The 25,628-nt window shown below is 57.4% G+C and carries 20 protein-coding genes; 17 read left to right on the top strand and 3 right to left on the bottom strand.

Features of this window, described 5'->3' with window-relative positions:
* The first annotated feature begins 91 nt into the window (after positions 1-91).
* From ACYP2A_RS28420 to ACYP2A_RS28345, 16 genes are all read left to right on the top strand, one after another.
* Positions 92-1,270, top strand: coding sequence for a glycoside hydrolase family 5 protein (locus tag ACYP2A_RS28420; protein WP_459749250.1), 1,179 nt, complete (start codon positions 92-94; stop codon positions 1,268-1,270).
* A 134-nt stretch (positions 1,271-1,404) separates the two neighbouring features.
* Positions 1,405-2,613 carry an MFS transporter gene (locus ACYP2A_RS28415; protein ID WP_459749249.1) on the top strand — a complete coding sequence of 403 codons (1,209 nt, stop codon included), beginning with the start codon at positions 1,405-1,407 and terminating at the stop codon, positions 2,611-2,613.
* 483 nt (positions 2,614-3,096) lie between these two features.
* Positions 3,097-4,407 carry a UDP-N-acetyl-D-glucosamine 6-dehydrogenase gene (gene wbpA / locus ACYP2A_RS28410; RefSeq protein WP_459749248.1) on the top strand — a complete coding sequence of 437 codons (1,311 nt, stop codon included), beginning with the start codon at positions 3,097-3,099 and terminating at the stop codon, positions 4,405-4,407.
* Positions 4,408-4,431: 24 nt separating this feature from the next.
* Positions 4,432-5,379 carry a Gfo/Idh/MocA family protein gene (locus ACYP2A_RS28405; RefSeq protein ID WP_459749247.1) on the top strand — a complete coding sequence of 316 codons (948 nt, stop codon included), beginning with the start codon at positions 4,432-4,434 and terminating at the stop codon, positions 5,377-5,379.
* 7 nt (positions 5,380-5,386) lie between these two features.
* Entirely contained in the window at positions 5,387-5,983 is a 597-nt protein-coding gene (locus ACYP2A_RS28400; RefSeq protein ID WP_459749246.1) for an acyltransferase, read from the top strand.
* On the top strand, positions 5,967-7,061 hold the full coding sequence (locus tag ACYP2A_RS28395) for a DegT/DnrJ/EryC1/StrS family aminotransferase (protein WP_459749245.1): 1,095 nt from the start codon (positions 5,967-5,969) through the stop codon (positions 7,059-7,061). The genes ACYP2A_RS28400 and ACYP2A_RS28395 overlap by 17 nt, the downstream gene beginning before the upstream one ends.
* Positions 7,058-8,143: a non-hydrolyzing UDP-N-acetylglucosamine 2-epimerase gene (gene wecB / locus ACYP2A_RS28390; RefSeq protein ID WP_459749244.1), complete on the top strand. Its 1,086-nt coding sequence runs from the start codon at positions 7,058-7,060 to the stop codon at positions 8,141-8,143. Before ACYP2A_RS28395 ends, wecB begins: the two co-directional genes overlap by 4 nt.
* Complete coding sequence (locus ACYP2A_RS28385) at positions 8,140-8,922, top strand: ABC transporter permease (RefSeq protein WP_459749243.1); 783 nt, start codon at positions 8,140-8,142, stop codon at positions 8,920-8,922. Before wecB ends, ACYP2A_RS28385 begins: the two co-directional genes overlap by 4 nt.
* Positions 8,915-10,699 (top strand): ABC transporter ATP-binding protein, encoded by a 1,785-nt coding sequence (locus ACYP2A_RS28380; RefSeq protein ID WP_459749242.1) that lies wholly within the window; start codon positions 8,915-8,917, stop codon positions 10,697-10,699. Before ACYP2A_RS28385 ends, ACYP2A_RS28380 begins: the two co-directional genes overlap by 8 nt.
* Positions 10,696-13,557 (top strand): glycosyltransferase, encoded by a 2,862-nt coding sequence (locus tag ACYP2A_RS28375; protein WP_459749241.1) that lies wholly within the window; start codon positions 10,696-10,698, stop codon positions 13,555-13,557. Before ACYP2A_RS28380 ends, ACYP2A_RS28375 begins: the two co-directional genes overlap by 4 nt.
* A 38-nt stretch (positions 13,558-13,595) precedes the next feature.
* Entirely contained in the window at positions 13,596-14,561 is a 966-nt protein-coding gene (locus ACYP2A_RS28370) for a hypothetical protein (protein ID WP_459749240.1), read from the top strand.
* 39 nt (positions 14,562-14,600) lie between these two features.
* Positions 14,601-15,800: a glycosyltransferase gene (locus ACYP2A_RS28365; protein ID WP_459749239.1), complete on the top strand. Its 1,200-nt coding sequence runs from the start codon at positions 14,601-14,603 to the stop codon at positions 15,798-15,800.
* Between the two features lie 67 nt (positions 15,801-15,867).
* On the top strand, positions 15,868-17,796 hold the full coding sequence (asnB, locus tag ACYP2A_RS28360; protein ID WP_459749238.1) for an asparagine synthase (glutamine-hydrolyzing): 1,929 nt from the start codon (positions 15,868-15,870) through the stop codon (positions 17,794-17,796).
* The gene (locus tag ACYP2A_RS28355; RefSeq protein WP_459749237.1) at positions 17,789-19,015 is read left to right on the top strand and encodes a glycosyltransferase; all 1,227 of its coding nucleotides are present in this window, start codon (positions 17,789-17,791) and stop codon (positions 19,013-19,015) included. The genes asnB and ACYP2A_RS28355 overlap by 8 nt, the downstream gene beginning before the upstream one ends.
* Positions 19,012-20,238, top strand: coding sequence for a glycosyltransferase family 4 protein (locus ACYP2A_RS28350; protein WP_459749236.1), 1,227 nt, complete (start codon positions 19,012-19,014; stop codon positions 20,236-20,238). Before ACYP2A_RS28355 ends, ACYP2A_RS28350 begins: the two co-directional genes overlap by 4 nt.
* Positions 20,239-20,295: 57 nt before the next feature.
* Positions 20,296-20,847, top strand: coding sequence for a glutathione peroxidase (locus tag ACYP2A_RS28345; protein ID WP_459749235.1), 552 nt, complete (start codon positions 20,296-20,298; stop codon positions 20,845-20,847).
* Positions 20,848-20,919: 72 nt separating this feature from the next.
* Here ACYP2A_RS28345 and ACYP2A_RS28340 read toward each other — a convergent pair whose 3' ends face one another.
* The 3 genes from ACYP2A_RS28340 to ACYP2A_RS28330 form a co-directional block, all read right to left on the bottom strand.
* Complete coding sequence (locus ACYP2A_RS28340; protein WP_459749234.1) at positions 20,920-22,182, bottom strand: OmpP1/FadL family transporter; 1,263 nt, start codon at positions 22,180-22,182, stop codon at positions 20,920-20,922.
* A 152-nt stretch (positions 22,183-22,334) separates the two neighbouring features.
* Complete coding sequence (locus ACYP2A_RS28335; RefSeq protein WP_459749233.1) at positions 22,335-22,814, bottom strand: hypothetical protein; 480 nt, start codon at positions 22,812-22,814, stop codon at positions 22,335-22,337.
* 216 nt (positions 22,815-23,030) lie between these two features.
* Positions 23,031-23,258 carry a hypothetical protein gene (locus ACYP2A_RS28330; protein WP_459749232.1) on the bottom strand — a complete coding sequence of 76 codons (228 nt, stop codon included), beginning with the start codon at positions 23,256-23,258 and terminating at the stop codon, positions 23,031-23,033.
* Between the two features lie 1,000 nt (positions 23,259-24,258).
* Here ACYP2A_RS28330 and ACYP2A_RS28325 point away from each other — a divergent pair.
* Complete coding sequence (locus tag ACYP2A_RS28325) at positions 24,259-25,623, top strand: DNA recombination protein RmuC (RefSeq protein WP_459749830.1); 1,365 nt, start codon at positions 24,259-24,261, stop codon at positions 25,621-25,623.
* Positions 25,624-25,628: the final 5 nt, after the last annotated feature.

Raw genomic sequence — 25,628 nt, 5'->3', positions numbered from 1 at the left:
ACCCATAGCAACCCCCTGTAAACCTTTGGCAAGGGCTGGACGGTCAACGAAGGCGTACCTTCTGAGCCTTTCCATCGACCAGGGAGGCTTTATGCGCCACTGGATATTTGCCAGCGTACTTGGGTGTTTCGGGCTGCCAGCCATGGCCGCCGATCTGATCGATTTCTGGGACACCCCGCGCCAGGGTGGCAACAGCTTCAACCGACTGGCGCCTGATCAGGACTACTTCAACGCGCTGAAAGGCTATGGGGCTACCTGGGTGCGGCTGTCCTGGGACAAGTGGCAGCCTGCCGAGCGTGATTTTCTGCTGGGTGATGCCGACGCCTACACCGGGCTCGATCAGACCGACCTCACGCGGCTCAAAGCCACGCTGGATCGTGCTCATCAGGCCGGTCTGAAAGTGGTGATTACACCCTTGTCACTGCCAGGCATGCGCTGGGCGCAGAACAATCAGGGTCAGTTCGATGATCGTCTATGGCAAGACCCACACTACCGGACGCAGGCTGCCGCCTACTGGCGCGATCTGGCGCAGGCGCTCAAGGATCATCCGGCTATCGCAGCCTATAACCTCATCAACGAACCGGCGCCGGAGAAACACAGCGATTTGCCCGAGCATGCTGAACTGACACAGATGCATCAATGGTATGCACGCGAGCAGGGTGGGCCACGAGACTTGCCAGCTTTCTATAAGACGCTGGTGGCGGCGATTCGAGAAGTGGATACAAAGACCCCGGTGATGCTTGATGCCGGCTGGTATGCCGCCGCCGATGCGTTTGGCTACTGGCCGGCAGCGCTGGCCGATGAGCGCGTGCTGTATAGCGTGCATATGTATGAGCCTTATGCAGCGATCAGTGCGCCCAACCTGCAGCGCAAGCAGCCTTTCACTTACCCTGGCGTGGTGCCCTTTGCTGGCGAGCCCAGGCTTTGGGCGCGCGCTCAGGTCGCAGCCTGGCTGCAACAGCCTCTGGACTGGGCGAAGAGGGTGGGTTTAGCGCCGTCGCGGCTGGTGGTCGGTGAATTTGGCTGTATGCGTCGCTTGCCTGGCTGTCGGCAGTATCTAGAGGATGTTCTGTCAGTGTTGGATCGCCAGCGTGTGCACTGGGCCTTCTACAGTTTTCGTGAAGACAGCTGGGACGGCATGGATTATGAGTTGGGGAGTGCCAAGGTGCCCTGGCCTTATTGGCAGGCGATCGAGCAAGGCACTCGTGACCCGTTACAGCGCAAGGCTACGGCAGAATTCGAACCTATTCGTCGCCGCTTGCAGCCCTGACACGTCCGAGAAACATCTTGCAATAAGCATAGTGCCAGCCTATATACCCGATGACAGGACCGAGATTGGTCTGATCCATTACTACAAAAACGGGTATACGCCCGCATGGCGTGCACTGCACGGAAGGAGTGACAATGACATCAGCCTGGCGAACCAGTGGCTGGATCATGGTGGGCAGTGCGTTGATTCTGGCGCTGTCGTTGGGCACGCGGCATGGCTTTGGCCTGTTCCTGTCGCCCATGAGCAGCGATTTTGGCTGGGGCCGTGAAGTATTTGCCTTTGCCATTGCCTTGCAAAACCTGCTGTGGGGTCTGGCGCAGCCGTTTGCCGGGGCACTTGCCGATCGCTATGGTTCGGCGCGTATCGTGGTGGTTGGCGGGGTGCTGTATGCCGCAGGCCTGGCGATGATGAGCATGGCCGATTCCCCCCTGAGCCTGTCTCTGAGCGCCGGCATCCTGATCGGCATTGGCCTGTCCGGGACCTCGTTTTCGATTCTGTTGAGTCTGGTTGGCCGCTCGTTGCCACCGGAGAAACGCAGCATGGGCATGGGCATCGCCAGTGCGGCGGGCTCGTTCGGTCAGTTCGCCATGTTGCCAGGCACCCTGGGCCTGATCGGCGGGCTGGGCTGGTCCAGTGCCTTGCTGGTGCTGGCTGCACTGGTGGCACTGATCGTACCGCTGGCGACGATGCTCAGGCAGAGCAAGCCGGTGGTGGTAGCAGGCCCGCAGCAAAGTCTCGGTGAAGCGCTGCGTGAAGCCTGTTCGCATTCGGGCTTCTGGCTGCTGGCGCTGGGCTTTTTCGTCTGCGGCTTTCAGGTGGTGTTCATCGGCCTGCACTTGCCGGCTTATCTGGTGGACCAGCACCTGCCTGCGCAGGTCGGCACCACGGTGCTGGCACTGGTGGGCCTGTTCAATATCTTCGGCACCTATACGGCAGGCTGGCTGGGCGGCAAGATGTCCAAGCCGCACCTGCTCAGTGCTATCTACCTGCTGCGTGCGGTGGTGATCGTGCTGTTTCTCTGGGTGCCACTCAGCCAGACTACGGCGTATCTGTTTGGCATCGCGATGGGGCTGTTGTGGCTATCGACCGTCCCGTTGACCAACGGTACCGTGGCGAGCATTTTCGGTGTGCGCAACCTTTCAATGCTCGCAGGCATCGTGTTTCTGTTCCATCAGTTGGGCTCGTTCATGGGCGGCTGGCTGGGTGGGGTGGTGTATGACCGCACCGGCAGCTACGACCTGGTCTGGCAGATCTCGGTGCTGCTCAGTGTTCTGGCCGCCGCGCTGAGCTGGCCGGTGCGCGAGCGCCCGGTGGCACGCCTGCAAGCCCAGGCGGTGGTGTGAGGCAAGCATGGCTTTGGCTGCCGGCACTGACAGGTGCCGGCGCACTGCTTTGGCTGGCCTGGTGGGGCTGGCAGCAGATGGGCCTGGCAGGCCTGCAGCTGGGTATGGGTAACTGCTGAAAACTCAATAAACGTTTTGCCTGCCACACGGCATTCGGCTGAGTGCAAATCGATGGCATATTGATTTTAGTATTCTCCAGTATTAGTTTGATTTTGAATTGCCACTGGCTTGCAATGGGCCATTACTCTTTTGTGTGAAAGTTCGACAAAGTTTGTAGGAAAAGGATGACTGGCTGCTCTGCGAACTTTTATATTCCTGAATGCTGCTATGATCTTCTTCATCGACTACCAGCGCCTGTTTTTGCAGCATGGAGTCTTTCTCCAGAGTCAATAAGGTTTTCGGGTTTTTGCCATTGTAAAGTTCTCCTGTGTGCAGTTTTTTGCAGCGGGGTGGTGTTCTTTTGATTTAAGAAAGGTATTGGCAGTGACGTGTCGTAGTAGTGTTCTGGGCCGGCTCAAGTCCAAGGAAGCATTGATTGGTATTGTCGGCCTTGGTTATGTCGGTTTGCCTCTTATGCTTCGCTATAACGCTGTGGGTTATCGTGTTATGGGAATCGATATCGACACGTTCAAAGTTGAAACACTTAACGGTGGTTCAAGTTATATCGAACATATACCGTGCGCCGCCATTACCAGGGCTTGCGCTTCAGGGTTCGAGGCCACTGCGGACTTTTCCCGTGCCGCGCAATGCGATGCATTGATTCTGTGTGTGCCGACGCCACTGAACAAATACCGTGAGCCGGACCTGAGCTTTGTGATCGATACGATCGAGGCGATCAGGCCCTGGCTACGTGAAGGCCAGATCGTCTCGCTTGAAAGCACCACGTATCCCGGCACCACTGAAGAAGAGCTGTTACCGCGCATGCAAGCGGGTAGCCTGACCGTTGGCGAGTCCATTTTTCTGGTCTATTCGCCGGAGCGTGAAGACCCAGGCAATCCCGATTTCCAGACGCAGACCATTCCCAAGGTGATTGGCGGGCATACCCCGCACTGCCTGGAAGTGGGGGTTGCGCTTTACGAACAGGTGATCGATCAGGTGGTGCCGGTCAGCTCCACCAAAGCGGCCGAGATGACCAAGTTGCTGGAGAACATCCATCGCGCCGTCAATATTGGCCTGGTCAACGAAATGAAAGTCGTTGCCGACCGCATGGGTATCGACATCTTCGAAGTGGTCGATGCCGCCGCCACCAAACCCTTCGGTTTCACCGCGTATTACCCAGGCCCCGGTCTGGGAGGGCACTGCATTCCCATCGACCCTTTCTATCTGACCTGGAAGGCCCGCGAATACGGGCTGCACACTCGTTTCATCGAGCTGTCGGGTGAGGTGAACCGGGCGATGCCCGAATACGTGGTCGGCAAGCTCATGGATGGCCTCAATCAGCGTGGCAAGGCGCTCAAGGGCTGTCACGTGCTGATTCTGGGCATCGCCTACAAGAAGAACGTCGACGACATGCGCGAGTCGCCCTCCGTCGAAATCATGGAGTTGATCGAGGCCAAAGGCGGCGTGGTCGCTTACAGCGATCCGCATGTGCCGTCCTTTCCAAAAATGCGCGAGCACCGTTTCGACCTGTGCAGCGAGCCGCTGACCGCAGACAACCTGGCGTCTTTCGATGCTGTGCTGCTGGCTACCGATCATGCCCGTTTCGACTATGAGCTGATTCGTCTGCACTCACGCCTGCTGGTCGACAGTCGTGGCCGATACCGCCAGCCCGAAGCTCACATCGTCAAAGCCTGATACGGCTGTCATCTGGAGTTGTCTATGCAACGTTTTGCTCTGCTGGGTGCTGCCGGCTACATCGCTCCCCGGCACATGCGTGCCATCAAGGAGACTGGCAACCAGTTGGTCAGTGCCTTTGATATCAATGACTCGGTGGGAATCATCGACAGCCTGTCGCCCGGGAGCGAGTTCTTCACCGAGTTCGAGCACTTCTACGACCATGCCTGGTCGCTGAAGCGACAGCCTGGCAAGGCGCTGGATTTCGTCTCGGTGTGCAGCCCCAATTACCTGCATCACGCGCATATCGGTGCGGGACTGCGGCTGGGCTGCGATGTGGTCTGTGAAAAGCCGCTGGTGCCGAGTGCTCACCAGCTCGATGACCTGACGCGAACCGAACAGGAAACCGGCCGCCGGCTGTGGAACATCCTGCAACTGCGCCATCACCCGTCGATCATCGACCTGAAAGCACGGGCAAGGCATGGTGCTGCACACAAGCATGAGGTCGACCTGACCTACATCACCTCGCGCGGCAAATGGTACATGCAGAGCTGGAAGGGCGACCCGCGCAAATCGTTCGGGGTGGCCACCAATATCGGTGTGCATTTCTACGACATGCTGCATTTCATCTTCGGCAAGCTGCAACGCAATGTTGTGCACTTTGCCGACCCGTACAAGGCGGCCGGTTACCTGGAGTACGAGAACGCCCGGGTACGCTGGTTCCTGTCGATCGATGCCAATGACCTGCCCGACACGGTCAAGGGACGCCAGTCCACATGGCGCTCGATCAGCGTCGACGGCCAGGAAATCGAGTTCTCCGAAGGCTTCACCGACCTGCACACCGCCAGCTATCAGGCGATCCTCGATGGCAGGGGCTACGGCATCGAGGATGCCCGCCACTGTGTCGAGACCGTCGAGACGATTCGTGGCATGGCGCCAGTGGTGGCTCGCGACGGTGAAGGCCATCCATTTCTGACCCGTCTGTTGCGCTGAGGTAATGATGACTTTTCAGGTTCATGGCAGCGCCATTGTCGATGAAGGCGCGCAAATCGGTGAAGGCAGCCGGGTCTGGCACTTCGTGCACGTGTGTGCCGGGGCCAGGATCGGCAAGGACTGCTCGCTGGGGCAGAACGTATTCGTCGGCAACCGGGTGGTGATCGGCGACGGGGTCAAGATCCAGAACAATGTCTCGGTCTACGACGATGTCACGCTGGGTGACGGGGTGTTCTGCGGCCCCAGCATGGTGTTTACCAATGTCCATAACCCGCGCGCGCTGATCGAGCGCAAGGCCGAGTATCGCAGCACGCTGGTTGGCAAGGGCGCCACGCTGGGGGCCAATTGCACCATCGTCTGTGGCGTGACCATTGGTGAATTCGCGTTTGTCGGTGCGGGCGCAGTGGTCAACCGGGATGTTGCGGCCTATGCGCTGGTGGTGGGGGTACCAGGGCGACAGATTGGCTGGATGAGCGAGTTCGGCGAGCAACTGGATCTGCCTCTGGAGGGCGAGGGCATCACCCGTTGCGAACACACTGGCACAGGTTATCGCCTGCAAGGCCGGATCGTGACCAAGGAGGCGGCGCATGATCGAGTTCATTGATCTCAAAACCCAGCAGGCGCGCCTCAAGCAACGTATCACGGCCGGTATCGAAAGGGTTCTGGCGCATGGTCAGTACATCCTTGGCCCGGAAGTCGCGGAGCTGGAAGACCGACTCAGCGCTTTTGTCGGTGTCAAACACTGCATCAGCGTGGCCAATGGTACCGATGCCTTGCAGATTGCCTTGATGGCCATCGGTGTCGGGCCGGGTGATGAAGTGATCACTCCGGGGTTCAGCTACATTGCCACCGCCGAAACCGTGGCCTTGCTCGGGGCAAAACCTGTGTACGTGGACATCGACCCGTTCACTTACACCCTGGACCCCGCGCTGCTGGAAGCAGCCATTACACCGCGTACCAAGGCCGTTATTCCGGTGTCATTGTTTGGCCAGTGCGCGGATTTCAAGCGCATCAATGCCATTGCCGACCGGCACGGCATCACGGTGATCGAGGATGCGGCGCAAAGCTTCGGTGCCACCTATAACGGGCGCCGCTCCTGCGGCCTGACCCGCATCGCCTGCACCAGCTTTTTCCCCAGCAAGCCCTTGGGGGGCTATGGCGATGGCGGTGCGTTGTTCACCAATGACGACGAACTGGCTGTGGTGTTGCGCCAGATTGCCCGCCATGGCCAAAGCGCGCATTACCACCATATCCGGGTCGGCGTGAACAGCCGGCTCGACACGTTGCAGGCGGCCATCCTGTTACCCAAGCTTGAAATCTTCAGCGAAGAACTCGAGCGGCGCCAGATCGTTGCCGATCGCTACAACGCATTGCTGCAGGCGGTGGGGATTTACACCACACCGCTGATCGAGATCGCTAATACCAGCGCCTGGGCGCAGTACACGCTACGCGTCGCCGAGCGTGACACGGTCCGCCAGGCTTTGAGCGATGCCGGGATTCCGACGGCGGTGCATTACCCGATTCCGCTGAACCGCCAGCCTGCCGTGGCAGACCCGTCGGCGCATCTGCCGGTCGGCGATCAAATGGCCAATGAGGTCATCAGCCTGCCGATGCATCCCTATCTGGATGAGTCGATCCAGGTGTACATCGTCAATGCATTGAAAGCGAGTATTCACCCATGACCTGCAAAGTCCTGACGGTCGTCGGTGCCCGTCCGCAATTTATCAAGGCGTCTGCCGTGTCCAGAGAAATGCTCAGGCACTCCGGGCGTATCCAGGAAGTGATGGTGCATACCGGCCAGCACTACGATGAAAACATGTCCCAGGTGTTCTTCGATGAGCTGAACATTCCCGTGCCCAGGTACAACCTGGAAGTGTGTGGCGGGGGGCATGGCGAGATGACCGGGCGGATGCTCGAAGGCATCGAGCGCATCCTGCTCGACGAGCGCCCGGACTGGGTGCTGGTCTACGGCGATACCAACTCCACGCTGGCCGGGGCGCTGGCGGCGGCCAAACTGAATATTCCGGTGGCGCATGTCGAGGCGGGCTTGCGCTCGTTCAACAGGCGCATGCCTGAAGAGATCAACCGGATTGTTGCTGACCGGGTCTCGACCCTGTTGCTGTGCCCGACTACGGTGGCTGTCGAGAATCTGGCCAGGGAGGGAAGGGTAGAGGGTGTTTCCAATGTGGGCGATGTCATGTACGACGTGGCGCTCTACTATCGTGAGCGGGCCAGATCCAGAAGCCGGATCCTGGCGCAGCTAGGGGTGCAGACAGGTCAATTTGCCTTGGCCACCTGCCATCGTGCAGAAAACACCGACGACCCTCATCGTCTGGCCGAGATCATGGCGGCGCTGAGTGACATTGCCCGGCAAATGCCGGTTGTCCTGCCTTTGCACCCTCGTACCCGAAAGTTGCTGCACGATTATGATCTGGCCTCTCACTTGACGTCCTTGCACGTGGTCGAGCCCTTGCCGTTTCTGGACATGATTGCCCTTGAGCAAGCCGCCAGTGTCATCCTCACCGACTCTGGCGGGGTCCAGAAAGAAGCGTACTTCTTCGGTGTGCCATGTATAACGCTGCGCGATGAAACCGAATGGGTTGAAACAGTCCGGCTTGGGTTCAACCAGTTGGTCGGTGCCCATCGTGAGGCGATTGTAGCTGCCGTCGACCGTCATGCGCTGCCCGGGAAGCGCACCGCCGTCTATGGCGATGGCCGTGCCGCCGGGAAAATCGTTTCGCGCCTGCAAGGTGTCGCACCATGAAGCCAATCGCGATGATCTGGCGTCACCACCATGTGCTCTGGGCGACGACGCTTACCGATATCCGTACCCGCTTTATTGGCACTGTGTTTGGTGCTGCCTGGATCGTCATTTACCCGTTGCTGTTTCTTGGGCTGTATGCCGTTGTCTACACCATGATTTACAAGGTGCGTGTGGCACAGTTCGGAACGTTTGATTATGTGCTGCTGATCTTTTGTGGCCTGGTGCCTTTCCTCGGCTTTGCCGAAGCATTGGGCAGTGGTGTGGGGTCGGTACTGGGTAACAAGGGACTGGTCAAGAATACGCTATTCCCCATTGAGTTGATTCCGGTGAAAACGGTATTGGCCAGTAGTGTGACCATGCTGGTCGGCCTGCTCATGCTGTTATGCATCTTGTGGTCCCGCGGCATTGTGCATTCGACCCAGTTGTTGATCCCGCTCATCTTGATTCTGCAGATCATATTTACCGTTGGGCTTATATGGATTCTGGCGGCGATCAACGTGTTCATTCCCGACCTGAGCCAGATGGTGGGCGTGCTGATTCTGTTCCTGATGCTGGTTTCGCCCATTGCCTACACGCATGAAATGATCCCGCAGGAACTCATTCCTTTCATGTACCCCAACCCTTTGTACTACCTGATCATGCTGTACCGGGATGCCGCGTTCATTGGCGAAGTGAAAATGGAGCTGCTGGGCATTTTCTCGATGATATCGATTGGCACACTCTGTCTCGGTGGATTCATTTTCTCTCGCCTTAAACCGCTGTTTTCCGATTATGTCTGAGCCCATCATCGAGCTGGCTTCAATAGCCAAGATGTACAGGATCTTCCGTTCGCCTCGTCATCGAATGATCGAAGCATTGGGATTGCCGATTGCACGTTCTGCGTATGAAGAGTTCTGGGCCGTGCGTAACCTGTCGTTGACGATCAACCCCGGTGAGCGGGTCGGTCTTATCGGGCGCAACGGTGCCGGCAAGAGCACCTTGCTCAAGTTGATCGCCGGCTTGATTCAGCCGACCGAAGGACGCTTGAAGGTCACGGGTAATGTTCAGGCATTAATGGAGCTGGGAACGGGGTTCCATCCTGAGTTCACCGGGCGCGCCAATGTCTTGTCATCTTTTGCCTACCAAGGCGTCACGGGCGCGCGGGCCAGGAAGCTTCTGGAAGACGTTCTGGATTTTGCCGAACTCGATGAATTTATCGACAAACCGGTCAAAACCTATTCCTCGGGCATGTATTCACGGCTGGCGTTCGCGGCGGCGACTGCTATCCGCCCGGAAATTCTGATCATCGATGAAATTCTCGGCGCCGGCGATGCCTACTTTGCAGCAAAGTCTGCAAGGCGCATGCGCACGTTGACCGCCGAGGGCTCTACGGTCCTGTTTGTCTCGCATGACATGTCGGCCGTGCAGATGATCTGCGACCGGGTGATATGGATCGAGCGTGGACGGATTATCGCCGATGGCGATCCCATCGAGATCGGTCGGTCTTATGCCGCCTCTATTCGCAAGCAGGAAGAGCTGCGGCTCAGGGCAATAAATCTCAAGCTCAGTCGGGGCGATGTCAGTGAACTCTTGACCGACTCGGATCAGGATCGGGTATCGATTCTTCGTCTCGTTACCGCCAGTGACACGGCGCCTGTCAGCCCACTGAGTGTGTATGAACTCCGGCTTGAGCGTAAAGGCGAGCTCATCGACAACGTATTGGTCGGTGAAGCGCTGGACGATGATCGTAATCAACGTGTGCATCTTCTGACTGCTCAGGGCTACATGAATTGGGGACCACCCGCAATCAATGCTCAGGGTATCAGTTATCGTGAGTTCAAGGAGTGTGGCGGTCAGTACCGGCATGCCCCCATCAGTATCAAGGTTCCCCTTGGCCTGGGAGTGCTGGATGAGTATTCGGTGGTTGTCAGGCATGGCGGTGCCACTGTCGGTGAACGTCTGTTGTTGCAGGTATTCGACGGGCTGGAGTACGCCACGCTGGGTGAGCTGAACGTCGCCGTTCAAGAAGAGCAAATGATCACCCAGTACTTTGCGCTGGGGATCGTGGACCGCTTGCCTGTCGATGAACAGGCCCCGATGTCGGGCGCGCGTTCCGAGTTTGAGTACGGTGAAGGCAGTGCCTGGATCGATGGGGTGGATTTCTTCGATCAGGAACAGGTGTCGCGTCGGGTCTTTTCCTTTGGTGAGCTTCTCGATGTCCGCATCCAGTGGGGCGCCCGGGCAGATATTCCTACAATGGCGTTCATTGTCTGTCTTTACGGGATGGATGGACGGTGTATCTCACAGGTACTGTCTCCGTTTGTCGCCGCTACGCGTGAACGTCGCAGAGGTGTCGTGCATGCCTGTTTCAATCCCTTGATGATCGGTGTCGGGGATTACGTTATCTCGATCGGGATTTTCGAGGGAATGACTCAAGGGCAGGCCAGCGGTCAGCGCCCGCTGGATGTACATGACCGCATGTACCGTATTCGCGTCGTTGCTCCGGGCGAGGTGCTTATGGAGCGCGGAGTCGTGGTCCATCCTGTCGATTGGAGTAGTCGGGAGGTGGCTGAATGAACAATAGCGCTGGAATCCGCTATTTTTCTCAGCAGGATCTCTGGAGTCGCAACGCGGTCTCCGAGCAACTGGCGGTAGCCCGGGAACTGATAGCCCTGATTCCCGATGATGTGGCGACCATTCTGGATGCCGGCTGTGGCAACGGGACCGTGACAAACGCGTTACTGCCGCACTGGGATGTCATTGGCTGCGATTTCAGCGAGTCTGCTGTCAGGCACCTCCACGGACCTGCCCTTGTGGCAGACCTGTGCGCAATCCCGTTTGCAGACAAACAGTTCGATCTTGTGCTGTCCAGTGACGTCATCGAGCACTTGCCCGACGCGGTCTATTCGCAGGCCTTGAAAGAGATCGCTCGTGTATCGTCACGCTATGTTCTGATCGCAGTGCCTTATCGAGAGTTGCTTGAAGCGGCGGGTATCGACTGTCCGGCCTGCGGCCATCGTTATCATGCTCATTTGCATCAACGCGCTTATGCCGTTGACGATGTGGTCTCCCTGTTCGCTCCCGAGTTCACCGCGATCAGCGTCCGGCTTGCTGGTGAGTGCTGGACCTTTGAAGACCCTGAGCTGGTGGGGATGGCCCGTCGGCTTTCAGGCCTGGATTATCCGTTCGAAGAGGCCGTATGCCCTGAGTGTGCAACTCGCCGCGGGCCTGTAGAGCAATCTGATCGTGCCCGTAAGGTGTATCGGCGGTTTGAGTCTCTCCAGGCCATGCTGGTGGCGCAGGGTTGCCGCGAAAGACCGCCGCGCAGTGAAATACTGGTGCTTTTCAAGCGTGACGCGCAGGCTGAAAAGAGCGAACTGATGGTGGAGTTGCCTGAGCCGGATGAAGCGCACAGGCTTCAGATTTCCAGTCTCATCGAACGTAGCGATCCCGTTAACTATCCGTGCCAGGCTTATCGTATTCAGAGTGGCGCGGGCTATTGCACCCTGGCACTTGTAAGGCGCCCCGCTGCATTGCGCCTGGTGTCGGGTAATTTCGAGACTGTCGAAGTATACGACCATGTGCGCGCACACTATGTAACGGTGTCGGTCGAGAATAAAAGCTCGGCATTTGAATTGCCGATCGTACCCTTCGGGCCGCATGGCTGCCTCTTGCGGATTCTGCACCCCAGTACAGACCTCGAATTTCAACTGACCCTTGAACATGCTGACTGGCTGAGTGGGGTGGATTGCTGTATGGGGGATGATTCTGCCATGGACCGGATCAGGCAGGATTCTGCCAGGCTATTGGCACTGACCGAGTCGCTGGAAACCGCTCGGGCCGAACTGGAGATTCGTTTTCAGGAAAAAGAGAGGACACTCAACGAATCGGTGCAATCGGCGGCTGAGCTTAATGAACTTGCCAATGAGATAGAAAGAAAACGTTCCGGAGTCGAAGAGCGTTTTGCCCGTTTCAGCCTGCTGTTGGCAGATAAGGAAACACAGATCGACGAACAGCGACAGAGGATCACAATCATGTCCTCTGATCAGCGTCGTCTCACGTCGGAGCAGTCACGTCTTGAGATTGAAAAGGGCGCCGTATTGCTTGATCTGGAAAGGCGCAAGCTTGAGTGTTCACGGCTTGCCCGTGACTTGAGTGAAGAAAAAAAACGGCATCAGGTACTTGTCGATGCCGTGGCTATTCATCAGGGGGCAGCCCGCCTGAGGGTGGCAGGAACGTGTAGAAAAGTCCTGGTCGTGTCGCACATGTACCCGCGTGACTATAATCCTGCCGGCGGTATTTTCGTTCACGAACAGGTCAAGGCTTTACGAGCGCAGGGGGTTGACGCCCGCGTTGTCAGCGGTGAACCCTTCTGGATAAATACGCTTAACCCCAGGCGGATAAAGCAGGCTCTGGATAGTTACCGTGCGCAGGTTCCAGGGGCATGGGAGGAGCGTGACGGTGTTCCGGTTATCCGGTTTCCATACATCGTCAGTGGCGCACTGCCTTTTCAGACACATGCGGCCACCTACACGCATGGCTTGATGCGCCAGGCCAAATGGCTGCATGACGATTTTCCCTTTGAGTTGGTTCATGCCCATACCGCATACACCGACGGAACAGCCGGTCGTCATCTGGCCGGAAAATTCAATGTACCTTTGGTGATTACTGAGCACACGGGGCCTTTTACGACGCTGACGAGAACGCGTTACCTCAAGCGCATGACGCAAAAGGCATTGAATGCCGCAGACCGTGTGATTGCCGTAAGTTCTGCGCTGTTGGGTGATATCAAAAACCAGGTTCAGCTAAAGCCTGACGTTCATTCGAGCATTATCGCCAATCTTGTCGATACCTGTTTTTTCATTGAGCAACCCCGTGCCCAAAACGGCCTGATTAATATGCTTTGGGTTGGACACTTTGTACCGGTCAAACGTGTACCGGTGCTTATTGAGGCGTTTGCCCGAGCGTTCAAATTACAGAGCCGGCTGCGCTTGCGCCTTGTTGGCAGTGGCGAGGGAATGAGTGAAGCCCGTCGCCTGACGCAGTCGTTGGGTGTTGCGGGGGTTGTCGAATTCCTCGGGCACGCGAGTCGAGAGCAACTTGTCGGGCACTATCGTGACTGTGATTTTCTGGTGATTGCCAGTGAGAGCGAGACGTTTGGCGTGGTCGCAATCGAGGCCATGAGCTGTGGCCGGCCTGTGCTGACGTCCAGCTGTGGCGGACCCGAAGACATTGTGACGCATCCACAACTGGGACGAATCGTCGACAAATCAGTCGATGCCCTGGCTGCTGGCATGCTGGAGATGGCGATTCAACGTGATGGGTTCGATGGACGCGTCATCCGGCAAGTTACCGAGTTGAGGTTTTCAGCGCCCAGTGTTGCGAAAAGACTGATCGCTATTTATTCGGGATTGCGAGTGGGGCATCGACTGTGACCCCCTCCAGACCTGTTCGTCGTGTTATTGAGAAACTCATGAAAAAGTACAGTATTCCTGTGATTCTGGCGATGTCCGTGATGGCTGCAATCGGACTGGGTTATTTTTGGCAGGGAGGTGAACGAGACAATATTTTTACCTGGCAGGTTGAACCTGTTATCAGAATTCAACCCGCGTCAGATGAATCCCTGCATGTAGAGTACCCAACGGTTTATAGCCTGGGCGAGGGCAAAGGGCTTCTGTATTCGGCGTACGGGGATGACGGCCGCTGGCGGATAAAGCTGGCAGTGGCCACAGCGGGAGATGACTTTGTCAAACAGGGCAATATTTTTGATGAAGCCAAGCTGCCTTTTAAAGGTGGGTATGCTTTTCCTTTTGTTTACCCGTCGACGGTTAACGGTAAAACCGTTTTGAACTTGTATTTCTCGGCGGCCGATGGTGATGATTCAAGTCGCTATACAGCGATCTATCATGCGGTCAGTGACACGGGCTTGACCTGGTCGGCGCCCGAGAAGTTACTGTCCGACAACGCGCTGGATCCTGTTGTCCTGACCTTGAACGGCCAGGATGTTATTGTCTATACCAGTGTTGTAGAGGGCGCCAATGTCATCAGGTCGGCGGCCTTGCCTTCTGCAGGAAAAGCGGGAGACATTCACACTGTCTATTCGTCGGCAAGCGGGTTTTACACGCTGGGGGCGATCAAGTCTGGCGGCCATCCGATACTGATTCTGGAAACCGAAAAAGACTGGGTTGCACTGTGCTTCAATGCCAGCGGACAACTGGTTCAGTCCTCCAAAAGCGCATTGCTTGAGTTCAAGAAAGATAAAGGCAGTCTTTGGAATGGCCTCAAGTATGGCATGTACTTCGTTTCTGAGAGTTCGCCTCCACACGTTTATTACAATGGTATTACCGGGTACGGTGCACCTGTGGGCGGCCAAGTGGGCGTTGGCACTTATGACCCCGAGAAGTTGGCCAGCAAACTGAACACTGCTCAGTGTCAGTGAAAACTTTAAAAACAACGGCTGACCTTGATGAATATTTTAATGACTACCGCCGATCACCTGATGATCGACAGACGCATTTTGCAGGAAGCCAGAACGCTGGTTGATCAGGGACATCGGGTGACTTTGCTGGCGGGCTTTGAATGCGAGCAGCGTGAGTCCTATGTTCAGGAGGGTATCCGGATCGAGCGTTTTGTTTTCGATTGGAGTGACTCCCGATTTTCCAGACTGGCGACACGTTACAGTCTGGTGCCGGGTTCAAGTATTCATCACTGGGCCTGGCGAGCGTTTCGGGCCTGGGCCAACCGCGTGGCTTTTCTGAACGTGTTTGAGTCTTTCATCCTTGATCGAATGATGGAATATCAGGTTGATATTCTGCACGTGCATGACTTTCCGATGCTGGCCCCCGCTGTCAGGCTGGCCGCTCTGCGTAACGTGCCGTTGATTTATGATGCCCATGAACTGTATTACGCTCAGGTGCAGTTACCGCGCGCGGTTCAGGCACGGTACAAGAAAAAAGAATCGCAACTCATCAAGCAGGTCGATGCGGCAATTACCGTGAACCCTTACATCGCCATGCTGATGGGGGAGCGCTATAACGTGCCGGCACCCCATGTCATCATGAATGCGGCCCCCAAAGTTCCTGTCTTGTCGGCCTCCCCGTTGCGCGAGCACTTTGGTATTTCTGCGAGCGCCAGGATTCTGTTGTATCAGGGATGGATTTCGGATCATCGTGGTATTGACCGAATCGTTAAGGCGGCTTCCCGTTTCAATGATGATATTTATCTTGTCATTGTCGGTTATGGGGCGTTTGAAGAGGCATTGAAGCAACAGGTTGCCGCATTGGATCTGACCCGTCGGGTATTCTTTTATGGAGGAGTGCCTTCGGATCAGTTACATGCCCTGACCTGTGATGCCGATCTGGGAATAATTCCCTACCACGGTGTCGACGAGAATAATTATTTTTGCAGCCCCAACAAGTTGTTCGAGTTTGCCATTGCCGAACTGCCTTTTATCAGCAATGACTTGCCGTTTCTTCGTGATATTGCCAATCGATACGGTAACGGTGTGATGGCAGACCTGAGTTTACCCGATGCCATTGCCAACAGTGTCAACCAGCTCTTTGGCGACTCTGCGCGCCTGGCTGCTCTGACACGCGGCGCGGCCGTGGCGCGCGAGGAGCTGAATTGGGATGTCGAGGCGCGCAAACTGCTGGCTATCTACCGGCGATTTATCAATTAGTTACTGATCGTTTTCATTGATTGGCCTTTTCAACGTCAGTTATTACTTACTGGGTCTTGGGTGTCTTATGTGTGGTATCGCAGGGAGTATCGGTATTTCAGGGTCGCCCGGGTCGATCATTGATTCTACTCGCCGGATGATGAACGCTATTGCTCATCGTGGTCCTGATGGCGAAGGGCTCTGGATCGATCCTGGCTGCCCGGTGGCCCTGGGGCACCGTCGCCTTGCCATCATAGACCCCGAACACGGCAAACAGCCGATGCTCACCGAAGACGGCCGCTTCATCGTGGTGTTCAACGGTGCGATCTATAACTATCTGGAACTGCGTCGTGAGCTGATCGGCAAGGGGCACCCGATTCACAGTTATTCGGACACCGAAGTGCTCCTGCATGCCTACCGGGAATGGGGCGAGTCGATGCTCGATCGCCTGCTGGGCATGTTCGCCTTTGCCATCTGGGACAGGCATCAACAGAAGCTGTTTTGCGCCCGGGACCGGATCGGCATCAAGCCGTTCTATTACCATTTCGATGGTCGGCGCCTGTTGTTCGCCTCCGAGATCAAGGCCATCCTGGCGGACGGCTCGGTGCCGGCGCAGGCCAGCCAGGAAGGTTTGCAGGATTACCTCACGTTTCAGTTCTGCCTCGATCAGAAGACCCTGTTCAAAGGCGTCGACAAGCTTGAGCCCGGACATTGCCTGACCGCCTGGTATGAAGGCAATTCGCTCAGAATTCGTGACCGGCAGTACTGGGATGTGCAGTACAACATCGATGAAGAGCATGACGAGCGCTATTTCATCGACACGCTGTCGGGCCTGATCGACGATTCGATTCGTTTGCACATGCGCTCCGATGTGCCGCTGGGGGCGCATCTTTCCGGTGGCCTGGACTCCAGCGCGATTGTTTGCCTGGCTTCGCGCATGCTTGGCGGCGAGCCGATGAATACGTTCACCGGAGCTTTCCACGAAGGTCCGCAGTTCGATGAGACCCGCTATGCCAGGGAGGTTTCGGTGTTTGCGGGCACCGACTACCATGAAATCTACATTCCGGCCGGTAACGAACTGGCCGATGTGCTGCCACGGCTGATGCATTTCATGGATGAGCCGTTGGCGGGGCCCGGTGTCATTCCCCAGTATTACGTTTCGCAACTGGCCAGCCAGCACGTGAAAGTAGTGCTGGGCGGGCAGGGCGGGGACGAGCTGTTTATCGGCTATGCCCGTTACATGGCGACCTACCTGGAAAAGTGCCTGTCGGGGGCTATCTATCAGACAGCCAGCCAGCACCGTTACGCCGTATCGCTGGAGTCTATCGTGGCGAACCTGCCGCTGCTGGCAACGTATCAGCCGATGCTTCAGGGGCTGTGGAAGGACGGGTTGTTCGGGCCTCATGATCAGCGTTATTTCAGCCTGGTGGATCGCAGCGAAGGCATGAGCCAGTTGTTTGACCAGGAGGCATTGCGCGGTAACCGCGATTATTCGCCCTTCGAGTCGTTCCAGCGCATTTTCAATCGTGACGGGCTGCACTCGCTGGTCAACCAGATGACCTATTTCGACCTTAAGGGCTCGTTGCCAGCGTTGCTGCATGTCGAGGATCGTACCAGCATGGCGGCATCCATCGAGTCGCGGGTGCCGTTGCTCGATCACCGGATCGTCGAGTTCATGGCGACCATCCCGCCTACTATCAAGTTTGCCAACGGGCGGATGAAGCATCTGTTCAAGGAGTCGGTACGCAGTGCGGTCCCTGCGAGCATTTTCGAGCGTCAGGACAAGATGGGGTTTCCGACGCCCTTGACCCAGTGGACCAAGGGCGTGGCGCGTGATTTCGTACGGGACACGTTGCTCAGTGAGCGTGCCCGTCAGCGCGGGCTGTATAACGTGGCAGCGGTCGAGAAGGCCCTGGCCAACGAGCATGAGTTCGGGCGTGTGGTCTGGGGGCTGTTGTGCCTTGAGCTGTGGCACCGCAACTTTATCGACGCAGACAGGCCGTCAGGCAATGTCTGAATCGCGACGTGTATTGATGCTCTGCAATGACCGGCAGATCGACCGGCGGATTCTTTTGCAGGCCGACAGCCTGCAGGAGGCCGGCTGGCAGGTGACGATCCTCGCGATGCCGCTCGACCAGGGCGGTGCCGAAGACGACCCGCGTGTCGTGCGCATTGGTGCCGGCAGCGAAGCGGCCGCTCGTCGTGAAAACCGCGTGCTGGCGGCCTACCGACTGGTGCGCCGTTACCTGCCGATGAATGGTCGTATGATGCGCTTGCTCAAGTCGGCCGCCTGGCGCTGGGTCGTCGATCAGGAGCGTTTCTACCTGAACCTTTTCCTTGCGCCGGGACGCGGGCATAGCGCCGACATTGTCGTGGCCCATGACCTGCCCATGCTGGCGGTGGCGCGTACGCTGGCGGCCGAATCTGGCGCACGGCTGGTCTATGACAGTCATGAGCTTTACAGCGAGCAAGAGTTTGCCCGCTGGCAACAGGCAACCTGGGCTGATATCGAGCGGCGTCACATTCAGGCGTGTGACCGGGTAATCACCGTCAATCCATCGATTGCTGCCGAACTGCAAAAACGTTACGGGTTGTCCGAGGTGTTTGTCATTCATAACGCCGAACGGCTTGAGCCGCCATTGCCACGCTCGCGCTACCTGCATGAGCGCTTTGGTATTGCCGAAGACCAGCAGATTCTGTTGTTTCAGGGTGGGCTCTCGGCCGGCCGCCATCTGACCGAGCTGGTCCAGGCCATGGGCTTGCTCAAGACGGCCAGTGTTCATCTGGTGTTGCTCGGCGACGGCCAGTTGGCTGAAGCATTACGCCGGTTGGTTGATCGCCTGGGGCTACAGCCGCGTGTGCATTTGCATCCGGCAGTGGCGCAGGCACGCTTGCTGTCGATCACCAGCACGGCAGATGCGGGCATCATTCCGTACCAGCCGATCTGCCTGAACAATTACTACTGCACGCCGAACAAACTGTTCGAATTCATTGCCGCCGGGCTGCCGATTCTGGCCAGCGATCTACCCGAGTTGCGCCGTCTGGTGCATGACCAGCAGATTGGGCGGGTCGGCGATTTGAGCAATGCCGTCCGGCTGGCTTGCGCAATCGATGATTTCTTCGCTGACCGACAGCGCCTGCAAGCCTGGCGCGACACGCTGCAACAGGTGCGCCAAACCTTGAGCTGGCAATGTGAGGGCGAGAAGCTCAAGCAGATCTATGAGGGGCTCCAGTGAAAGTTGCCGTGGTTTATCAGTATTACCAGGGGCATGGAGCGCCGGGCCATTCTCTGGTCTATGAGCTGACTCAGCATCTGGCCGAGCGCGGGCATGAGGTGACGGTGGTGTCTGGCGAGACCGGTTACATGCAGACCGAGCAGCCCGTATTGCCCTGGTATCGACGCCTGTTGCGCCGCGAGCAAGAGGGGGCGGTCAATGTCATTCGTACCTTTACCTACACCCAGTTGCACCGCAGCTATTCAGGCCGCTTGCTTGGGTTTATCTCGTTTTCGCTGACCGCCCCGATTGGCCTGCTGCGTATGCCGCGGCCGGATGTGGTGCTGGCCTCGTCACCGCCGATATTTCCGATGCTTCCTGTGTGGCTGGTGTGCAAGTTGCGCGGTATTCCGCTGGTGTTCGAGGTGCGCGATCTGTGGCCGGCCTCTGCGGTACAGATGGGCATCCTGCGCAACAGTCTGCTGATTTCAGTCATGTCGTGGATGGAGCGGCTGCTCTATCGGCAGGCCGCTCGCATCGTTACGCTCACCACCGGGATTCGCGACGACATTGTCGCCCGTGGCTGGCCGGCCGAGAAACTGCATGTGATTACCTGCGGTGTCGATCAACAAATGCTGTTCCCGGACTTGCCGGCAGGGCAGCGGATCCGCCGCGAACTGGGCTGGGAAAACTGCCATATCGTCCTGTATCTGGGGGCGATGGGCGAAGCCAATAATCTGAATGTGTTGCTGGAGGCTGCCCGCCACAGCCAGGACAAACGCGTGCGTTACCTGCTGGTCGGCGATGGGATGCGCAGGCCCTGGTTGCAGGCGCGCATCAAGGCGTTAGGGCTCGATAATGTGTTGATCCTGCCGCCGGTGCCCAAACATCAGGCCCGCGCCTATATCAATGCCGCTGATATTTGCGTAGTGACGCTGCTGGATATTCCGTTGTTTCTGGGGGCGATTCCGACCAAATTGCTCGATTACATGGCCTGTGCCCGGCCTGTGCTGTGCGGGGTGGCCGGCGAGGCCGGACAAATCGTCGAGAAGGCTGGCGCGGGGATCATATTTGGCGCCAACGATGCATTGCGTCTGTCTGAATTGATCGAGCGCATGCGCCATGACAAGGACGATTGCCGACTCATGGGGCAGCGAGCCGAAGCGTATGTACGCGAGCATTTCAATGCCGAAGATAATCGTCGCGCCATGGAGGCGGTGCTGATGAGCGTGGCGAAGTGCTGAAACCCTCGACAATGGAGTAATGTGTCAGGCATCACGCCAACCTACAGGGATGCCCGGATGACCATTCGCTGGATTTCGCTGCCAGCTTTACTGCTGGCTTTGAGCGGCGCGGTACACGCTGCCGACTGTCCGACCTTGTTGCAGGGCGAGTTGCCCAAGCTGCGGGCCAAAGAAACGATAGACCTGTGCCAGCGCTATGCCGGCAAGCCGCTAGTGGTGGTCAACACCGCCAGCTTTTGTGGCTTTACCTCACAATTCAAGGGACTTGAAGCGCTGAATCAGAAATACAAGGCGCAAGGCCTGGAGGTGCTGGGCGTGCCCTCCAACGATTTCAAGCAAGAGTCCAAAGACGGTGAAGAGACTGCCAAGGTTTGTTACGTCAACTACGGGGTGACGTTCACCATGACCGAGCCACAGCCGGTGCGAGGTGACGATGCTATCCCGTTGTTCAAGAGCCTGGCCGAGCAAAGCGGGGCGCCGCGCTGGAACTTTTACAAATATGTGGTCGATCGCCAGGGCAAGGTAATCGCATCTTTTGCCAGTACGACCAAACCGGATGATCCCGAGTTGCTTGCGGCCGTGGAAAAGGCTATTGCTTCGAAACCTTGACCGTTAGCCGTAGCACATGAAAAGCCCGCGATCATCGCTGATCGCGGGCTTTTTCGTATCTGGCCTGTAAGGTCAGAATTTGTAGGTCAGGGAAGTACCGAGGGTATGGGCGCTGTTGCGATAGTCAGCGTTGTAAGTGCCTTTGGTGGCACTGCTGTCACGCAGTTTGGCTTCGTCTTCACGCAGGTACAGGTAGGCAACGTCGATGGTGATGTCGTCGGTCGGACTCCAGCCGGCACCGAAGCTGACGATCTTGCGATCACCGGTCGGGATGCGTGGCGAACGGTGCGAGTTGCTGACCGGCGAATCGTCCATGGCCAGACCGGCGCGCAGGGTCCACTCGCGATTGACCTTATAGGCGGCACCGATGGCGTGGTACCAGGTGTCTTTCCATTCCTGTGGCTCGGAAATGAGTCCAATGCTCGGTGTCAATGGCGCAGGGGTCTTGTTGACCACGTCGATCGATTGCAGGCGACTCCAGCGTGTCCAGGTGCTGCCAGCATAAATGGTCCACTGATCGTCCAGTTGATGGGTGACAGAGAAGTCCACCGATTCCGGAGTGGTCAGATCAAGTGAAGCATCGTACTTCTGGCCGCTGAAAGGTCCGAAACCCGGGCCCTCGACCTTGGTCTTGCCCTTGAGCGTGTACTTGACCTTGGAGTGATAGGTCAGGCCCAGACGGGTAGCATCGGTGGCCTGGACCAGTACACCGGCATTGAAGCCGACGGCGGTGTCGTCGCCAGTGATGGTGACCTTGCCGTCGTTACGGCCCGGTGTGGCAGCCGTCAGGGTTCTGGAGCTCAGTTCGCCTTCGATGCGGTTAAGCGTCGGGCCGAAGCCGATCGACACCTTGTCGTTGAAGGCATAGCTGATGGTCGGCTGGACAGTGACGACCTTGACTTCACTCTTGTCCGACCAGTAGCGGCCGGCAAAGCCGCTTTCGTAGTCGGTCAACAGGCCGTAGGGGGCGTAGACGCCCAGGCCGAAGGTCCATTGCTCATTGAGCGGCTTGACGTAGTAACCCATGGGGACGGCAACTACGGGAACCATGTCGCCGTCGTTGCTGCCACCGAAGGTGCCACGGCCGTTGTCGATGTCGGTTTTGGCGAAGATGGCCGCCGCGCCGAGGCTGATCTGTTCGCGCTTTATGCGCGACATGCCGGCGGGGTTGCCGTTCACGGTGCTGGCATCCTCGGCGGCCGAGGAACGACCGGCAAAGCTGGTGCCCATGCCACTGATGCTCTGTTCGTTCAGGGCAAAGCCGGAAGCGAGCAGGTGTGAAGAAGCGAGACAGGCAGCAAATCCGAGTGTGGTCTTGAGCATTGGTTTTTTCATTATTAGTACTCCGTGAGAATCACCGCGTCGAAAGTATCAACATTTTTTACAGTGCGCTATAGGCTGAGGGGCCCGAAATAGAGCCTTTTCTTGTAGGACAATCCGACATTTGTGTCGCGAACGTCTTCGAACGTGCAAAACGGGAAGAATGTTCACGCAGGTGTAAAGAGAGGTGCGACATTGATTTGCCATGCTGTTACGAAATCTCTCAGGCACCCTTGGGGCTGAAATATCTGGCGCCAAATTCGGGCCATGGCCAAAGGGTCATCTTCGGCCGGCACAACAGTGGCATTGGCCTGAATCATCAGCCAGGCGATGGCCGTGGCATAGCGCAGGTTGACGGTGAGTTCCAGGTGGGGGCCTGTGAGAAATGCGTGCTGGCTGGCAAGACCGCGTACCTGGCTGGCCAGGTCAGGGTCCAGAGCGAGGTAATTGTCCCAAAGCTGTTGATGGCGTTGTTCGGGGATATGGTAGAGGCCATGACCGCGACGGCTGTCCAGCGCGGCGCCGAGAGCGGACTGGCTGGCAGCAATGCCCAGCAGCAGTGCTTCGGCACTGGAGGAGCGGTGGCCCAGGTAGGCCAGGGTCGGGCGGATGACGTGACGGTGCAAATCTACGGCTGCAATACCCATGAGACAGTCCACTCACTTCAGAAAAGTGGCCGGCGGACCCAGGCGCATGGCAGCGATGAATCAAAACGGGTCCGGCGGAAGCGGCAGGCCGCTTGAGTTCAAGTGTAGTGTCATATTTACGGTGTAAAGATCTGTTTTTACACCGTTTGCCGTTATGCAATGGCGCGCCTAGATCGGTTGGTGATTAGCCGTAACGATCCAGGGCTTGCGGTTGGTTCAGGCTGCCAGGGCCTGACGGGTGCGTTCGATGACGGCTTGCAGTGGCGCGCCGCTGGCGTATTGCTCCGGGTACAGGCGCTCGCTGTGACGGGCAATGCCGTGTTCGTTGACCAGCGTAAAGCTGAAGCTGCCCTTGCGTGCAGCAAGAATCAGGCAATGCATCGGAGCGAAGGCGTTGGTCAGGGCGCTGATGGCTTTCTGGGTGTGAGTGTTATGAATGGTCATGTGTGTAATGTTTCCTGAAACGGCATTCTTTGATGCCGCATATCCGTAAGGATTCCAGTAAACGCGGGCCTACAGATAATTATGTGGGCTGTGGCCGGGCGCAGAACCTGACTGGAATGAAAGCAGTCGGTTGAAGCGCGTCATATTATGAAAAGTGCGCTTGGGCTGACTGGTAGGTACTTGAGAGGACAGGCATCACGACAGGAGCTAAGGTTCCGTGCTCCGGTGAAGATCCTGATCAATTGCAGGTGGTTTGGTGGGGCATGGGCCTTGAGCGTACAGCGCATCGGCGGCTGCTGTAGCAAGGGGCATGTCCGGGGAACCGGCGAACGTGTCGCTCTGGTTATCGACAGTGCCTTTGAGAGGCTGCTGAAGAGAGCGGACTTGATCGACCTGAGAGAATTGATATTCAGCTTGGTACTAACGGTGAGAAGCCTACCGCATTTAAAGTGCTAATGACAGCCCCTTTTGAATTTAATTTTCAGGGCCTGTCAAGGTGTTTTGTTCACATAGCGGAGCAAGCTGCCACATCACTGTCACATCAGCGGCTAAGCGCTTGATTTATTGCAGTCAATTAATAAGTCAATGAAAAACATCGCTTTTTTGAACTGGTGAAAAAATCGACAGTTTGAGCCTAAGCCCCATGCCACGTGCCTTTGCGGGGGGTGAGAGGAGGTTGTCCACTGAGTTATCCACAGCTTCTGTGGATTGTCCCAAGGGGTGTCGGGGTGTATCAGGGGGTTTACCTATCACAAAAAAGGCGTAGAGTGTTCGGCCCTCCTCGATTTACCTCGCTGTTTTTTAGCCTTCATTGTGCCACCCCTCTCTTATGCCAGCCATTGTGCGCATAATGCTTGCGACCTGAATATCCATCCATGGAGTCGATATGGCGTTTGACCTCACCAGTCTGTTGCTGGGGCTCGGCCTTGCCGGATTACCTTTGCTGGCACTGGCCTGGCAGTTGCAACGCCGGCTGGCCGCGCGTGAGGCCGCCAGCGCGCTGCTCGATGAGCGCCTGAGCATGTCTCAACTGGCGCAGGACGGGCTCAATGCCCAGCTGGATGCCAGTCGCGACGAAATCAGTGACTTGAGCGAAGCCAATGCCGCCCGTCAGGCAGACCTCGCAGCGCTGCGCCGTGAAGTCGAGCTGTTGCGTGAAGAATGCGACGAGCGTCGCGATGCCGTGCAGGGCTGGAATCAGGAGCGGTCGGTCAAGGAGGCTGAACTGCGGCAACTGGAAGCCAGTCGCGCAGCCTTGCAGGCCGAGCTGCGCGAACAGCAGGACAGCCACCAGCAGCGCCTCAGTGACTTGCAAGGTTCGCGCGATGAGTTGCGAGCGCAGTTCGCCGAGCTTGCCGGGAAAATTTTCGATGAGCGCGAGCAACGCTTCGCCGAAACCAGCCAGCAGCAACTCGGCCAGTTGCTCAATCCGCTTAAAGAGCGCATTCAGTCGTTCGAGAAGCGGGTCGAGGAAAGCTACCAGAACGAAGCGCGTGAGCGTTTTTCTCTGAGCAAGGAGCTTGAGCGTCTGCAGCAGTTGAACCTGCGCCTGAGCGATGAGGCAACCAACCTGACCCAGGCACTCAAGGGGCAAAAGACCCAGGGCAATTGGGGGGAGTTGATTCTGGAGCGGGTGCTGGAGCATGCAGGCCTGACCAAGGGCCGCGAATACCAGACCCAGGTCAATCTCAGAAGTGCCGACGGCGAGCGTTTTCAGCCCGATGTGCTGATCATGTTGCCGGGTGACAAGCAGGTGGTAGTCGACGCCAAGGTCAGCCTGACCGCCTGGCAGCAATATGTCAGCGCCGCTGACGAGGTCATTGGCCAGGCGGCGCTCAAGCAACATGTGCTGTCGTTGCGTAACCACGTCAAGGGGCTGTCTGGCAAGGATTACAAGCGTCTTGAGGGGTTGCACAGCCTGGACTTCGTTTTATTGTTCGTGCCCATCGAGGCGGCCTTTGCCGCCGCCTTGCAAGTCGAGCCGAACCTGTTCCAGGAGGCCTTCGATCGGCAGATCGTGATTGTCAGCCCGACCACGCTGCTGGCCACCCTGCGGGTGATCGACAGCTTGTGGAAGCAGGAGCGTCAAAGTCAGAACGCACGGGAAATCGCCGAGCGGGCCGGCTGGCTGTACGACAAGTTTGTGTTGTTCATTCAGGACCTGGACGAAGTCGGCAATCGTTTGCAGCAACTGGATAAAGCCTATGGCGCGGCACGTAACAAACTGACCGAAGGGCGTGGCAATCTGGTCAGCCGCAGCGAGCAGTTGCGCTTGCTGGGCGCGCGCGCCAGCAAGAGCCTGCCGGCGGATTTGCTGGAGCGGGCAATGACCGACGAAGAGGGTCTGATGCACCTGCCGGAATGATCGTC

The sequence above is a fragment of the Pseudomonas sp. 3A(2025) genome (assembly GCF_054589175.1).
Note: the sequence above shows the minus strand (reverse complement) of the source record. Positions and strands in the feature narration are given on the sequence as shown.

Bases quoted from the DNA above. Each gene is read 5' to 3' on its own strand.
- ACYP2A_RS28355 (WP_459749237.1), top strand. From the start codon at position 17,789: ATGTCTGAATCGCGACGTGTATTGATGCTCTGCAATGACCGGCAGATC.
- ACYP2A_RS28370 (WP_459749240.1), top strand. From the start codon at position 13,596: ATGAAAAAGTACAGTATTCCTGTGATTCTGGCGATGTCCGTGATGGCT.
- ACYP2A_RS28335 (WP_459749233.1), bottom strand. From the start codon at position 22,814: ATGGGTATTGCAGCCGTAGATTTGCACCGTCACGTCATCCGCCCGACC.
- ACYP2A_RS28415 (WP_459749249.1), top strand. From the start codon at position 1,405: ATGACATCAGCCTGGCGAACCAGTGGCTGGATCATGGTGGGCAGTGCG.
- ACYP2A_RS28345 (WP_459749235.1), top strand. From the start codon at position 20,296: ATGACCATTCGCTGGATTTCGCTGCCAGCTTTACTGCTGGCTTTGAGC.
- ACYP2A_RS28365 (WP_459749239.1), top strand. From the start codon at position 14,601: ATGACTACCGCCGATCACCTGATGATCGACAGACGCATTTTGCAGGAA.
- ACYP2A_RS28400 (WP_459749246.1), top strand. From the start codon at position 5,387: ATGACTTTTCAGGTTCATGGCAGCGCCATTGTCGATGAAGGCGCGCAA.
- ACYP2A_RS28385 (WP_459749243.1), top strand. From the start codon at position 8,140: ATGAAGCCAATCGCGATGATCTGGCGTCACCACCATGTGCTCTGGGCG.
- ACYP2A_RS28330 (WP_459749232.1), bottom strand. From the start codon at position 23,258: ATGACCATTCATAACACTCACACCCAGAAAGCCATCAGCGCCCTGACC.
- ACYP2A_RS28405 (WP_459749247.1), top strand. From the start codon at position 4,432: ATGCAACGTTTTGCTCTGCTGGGTGCTGCCGGCTACATCGCTCCCCGG.
- ACYP2A_RS28395 (WP_459749245.1), top strand. From the start codon at position 5,967: ATGATCGAGTTCATTGATCTCAAAACCCAGCAGGCGCGCCTCAAGCAA.
- ACYP2A_RS28420 (WP_459749250.1), top strand. From the start codon at position 92: ATGCGCCACTGGATATTTGCCAGCGTACTTGGGTGTTTCGGGCTGCCA.
- ACYP2A_RS28380 (WP_459749242.1), top strand. From the start codon at position 8,915: ATGTCTGAGCCCATCATCGAGCTGGCTTCAATAGCCAAGATGTACAGG.
- asnB (WP_459749238.1), top strand. From the start codon at position 15,868: ATGTGTGGTATCGCAGGGAGTATCGGTATTTCAGGGTCGCCCGGGTCG.
- ACYP2A_RS28375 (WP_459749241.1), top strand. From the start codon at position 10,696: ATGAACAATAGCGCTGGAATCCGCTATTTTTCTCAGCAGGATCTCTGG.
- ACYP2A_RS28340 (WP_459749234.1), bottom strand. From the start codon at position 22,182: ATGAAAAAACCAATGCTCAAGACCACACTCGGATTTGCTGCCTGTCTC.
- wecB (WP_459749244.1), top strand. From the start codon at position 7,058: ATGACCTGCAAAGTCCTGACGGTCGTCGGTGCCCGTCCGCAATTTATC.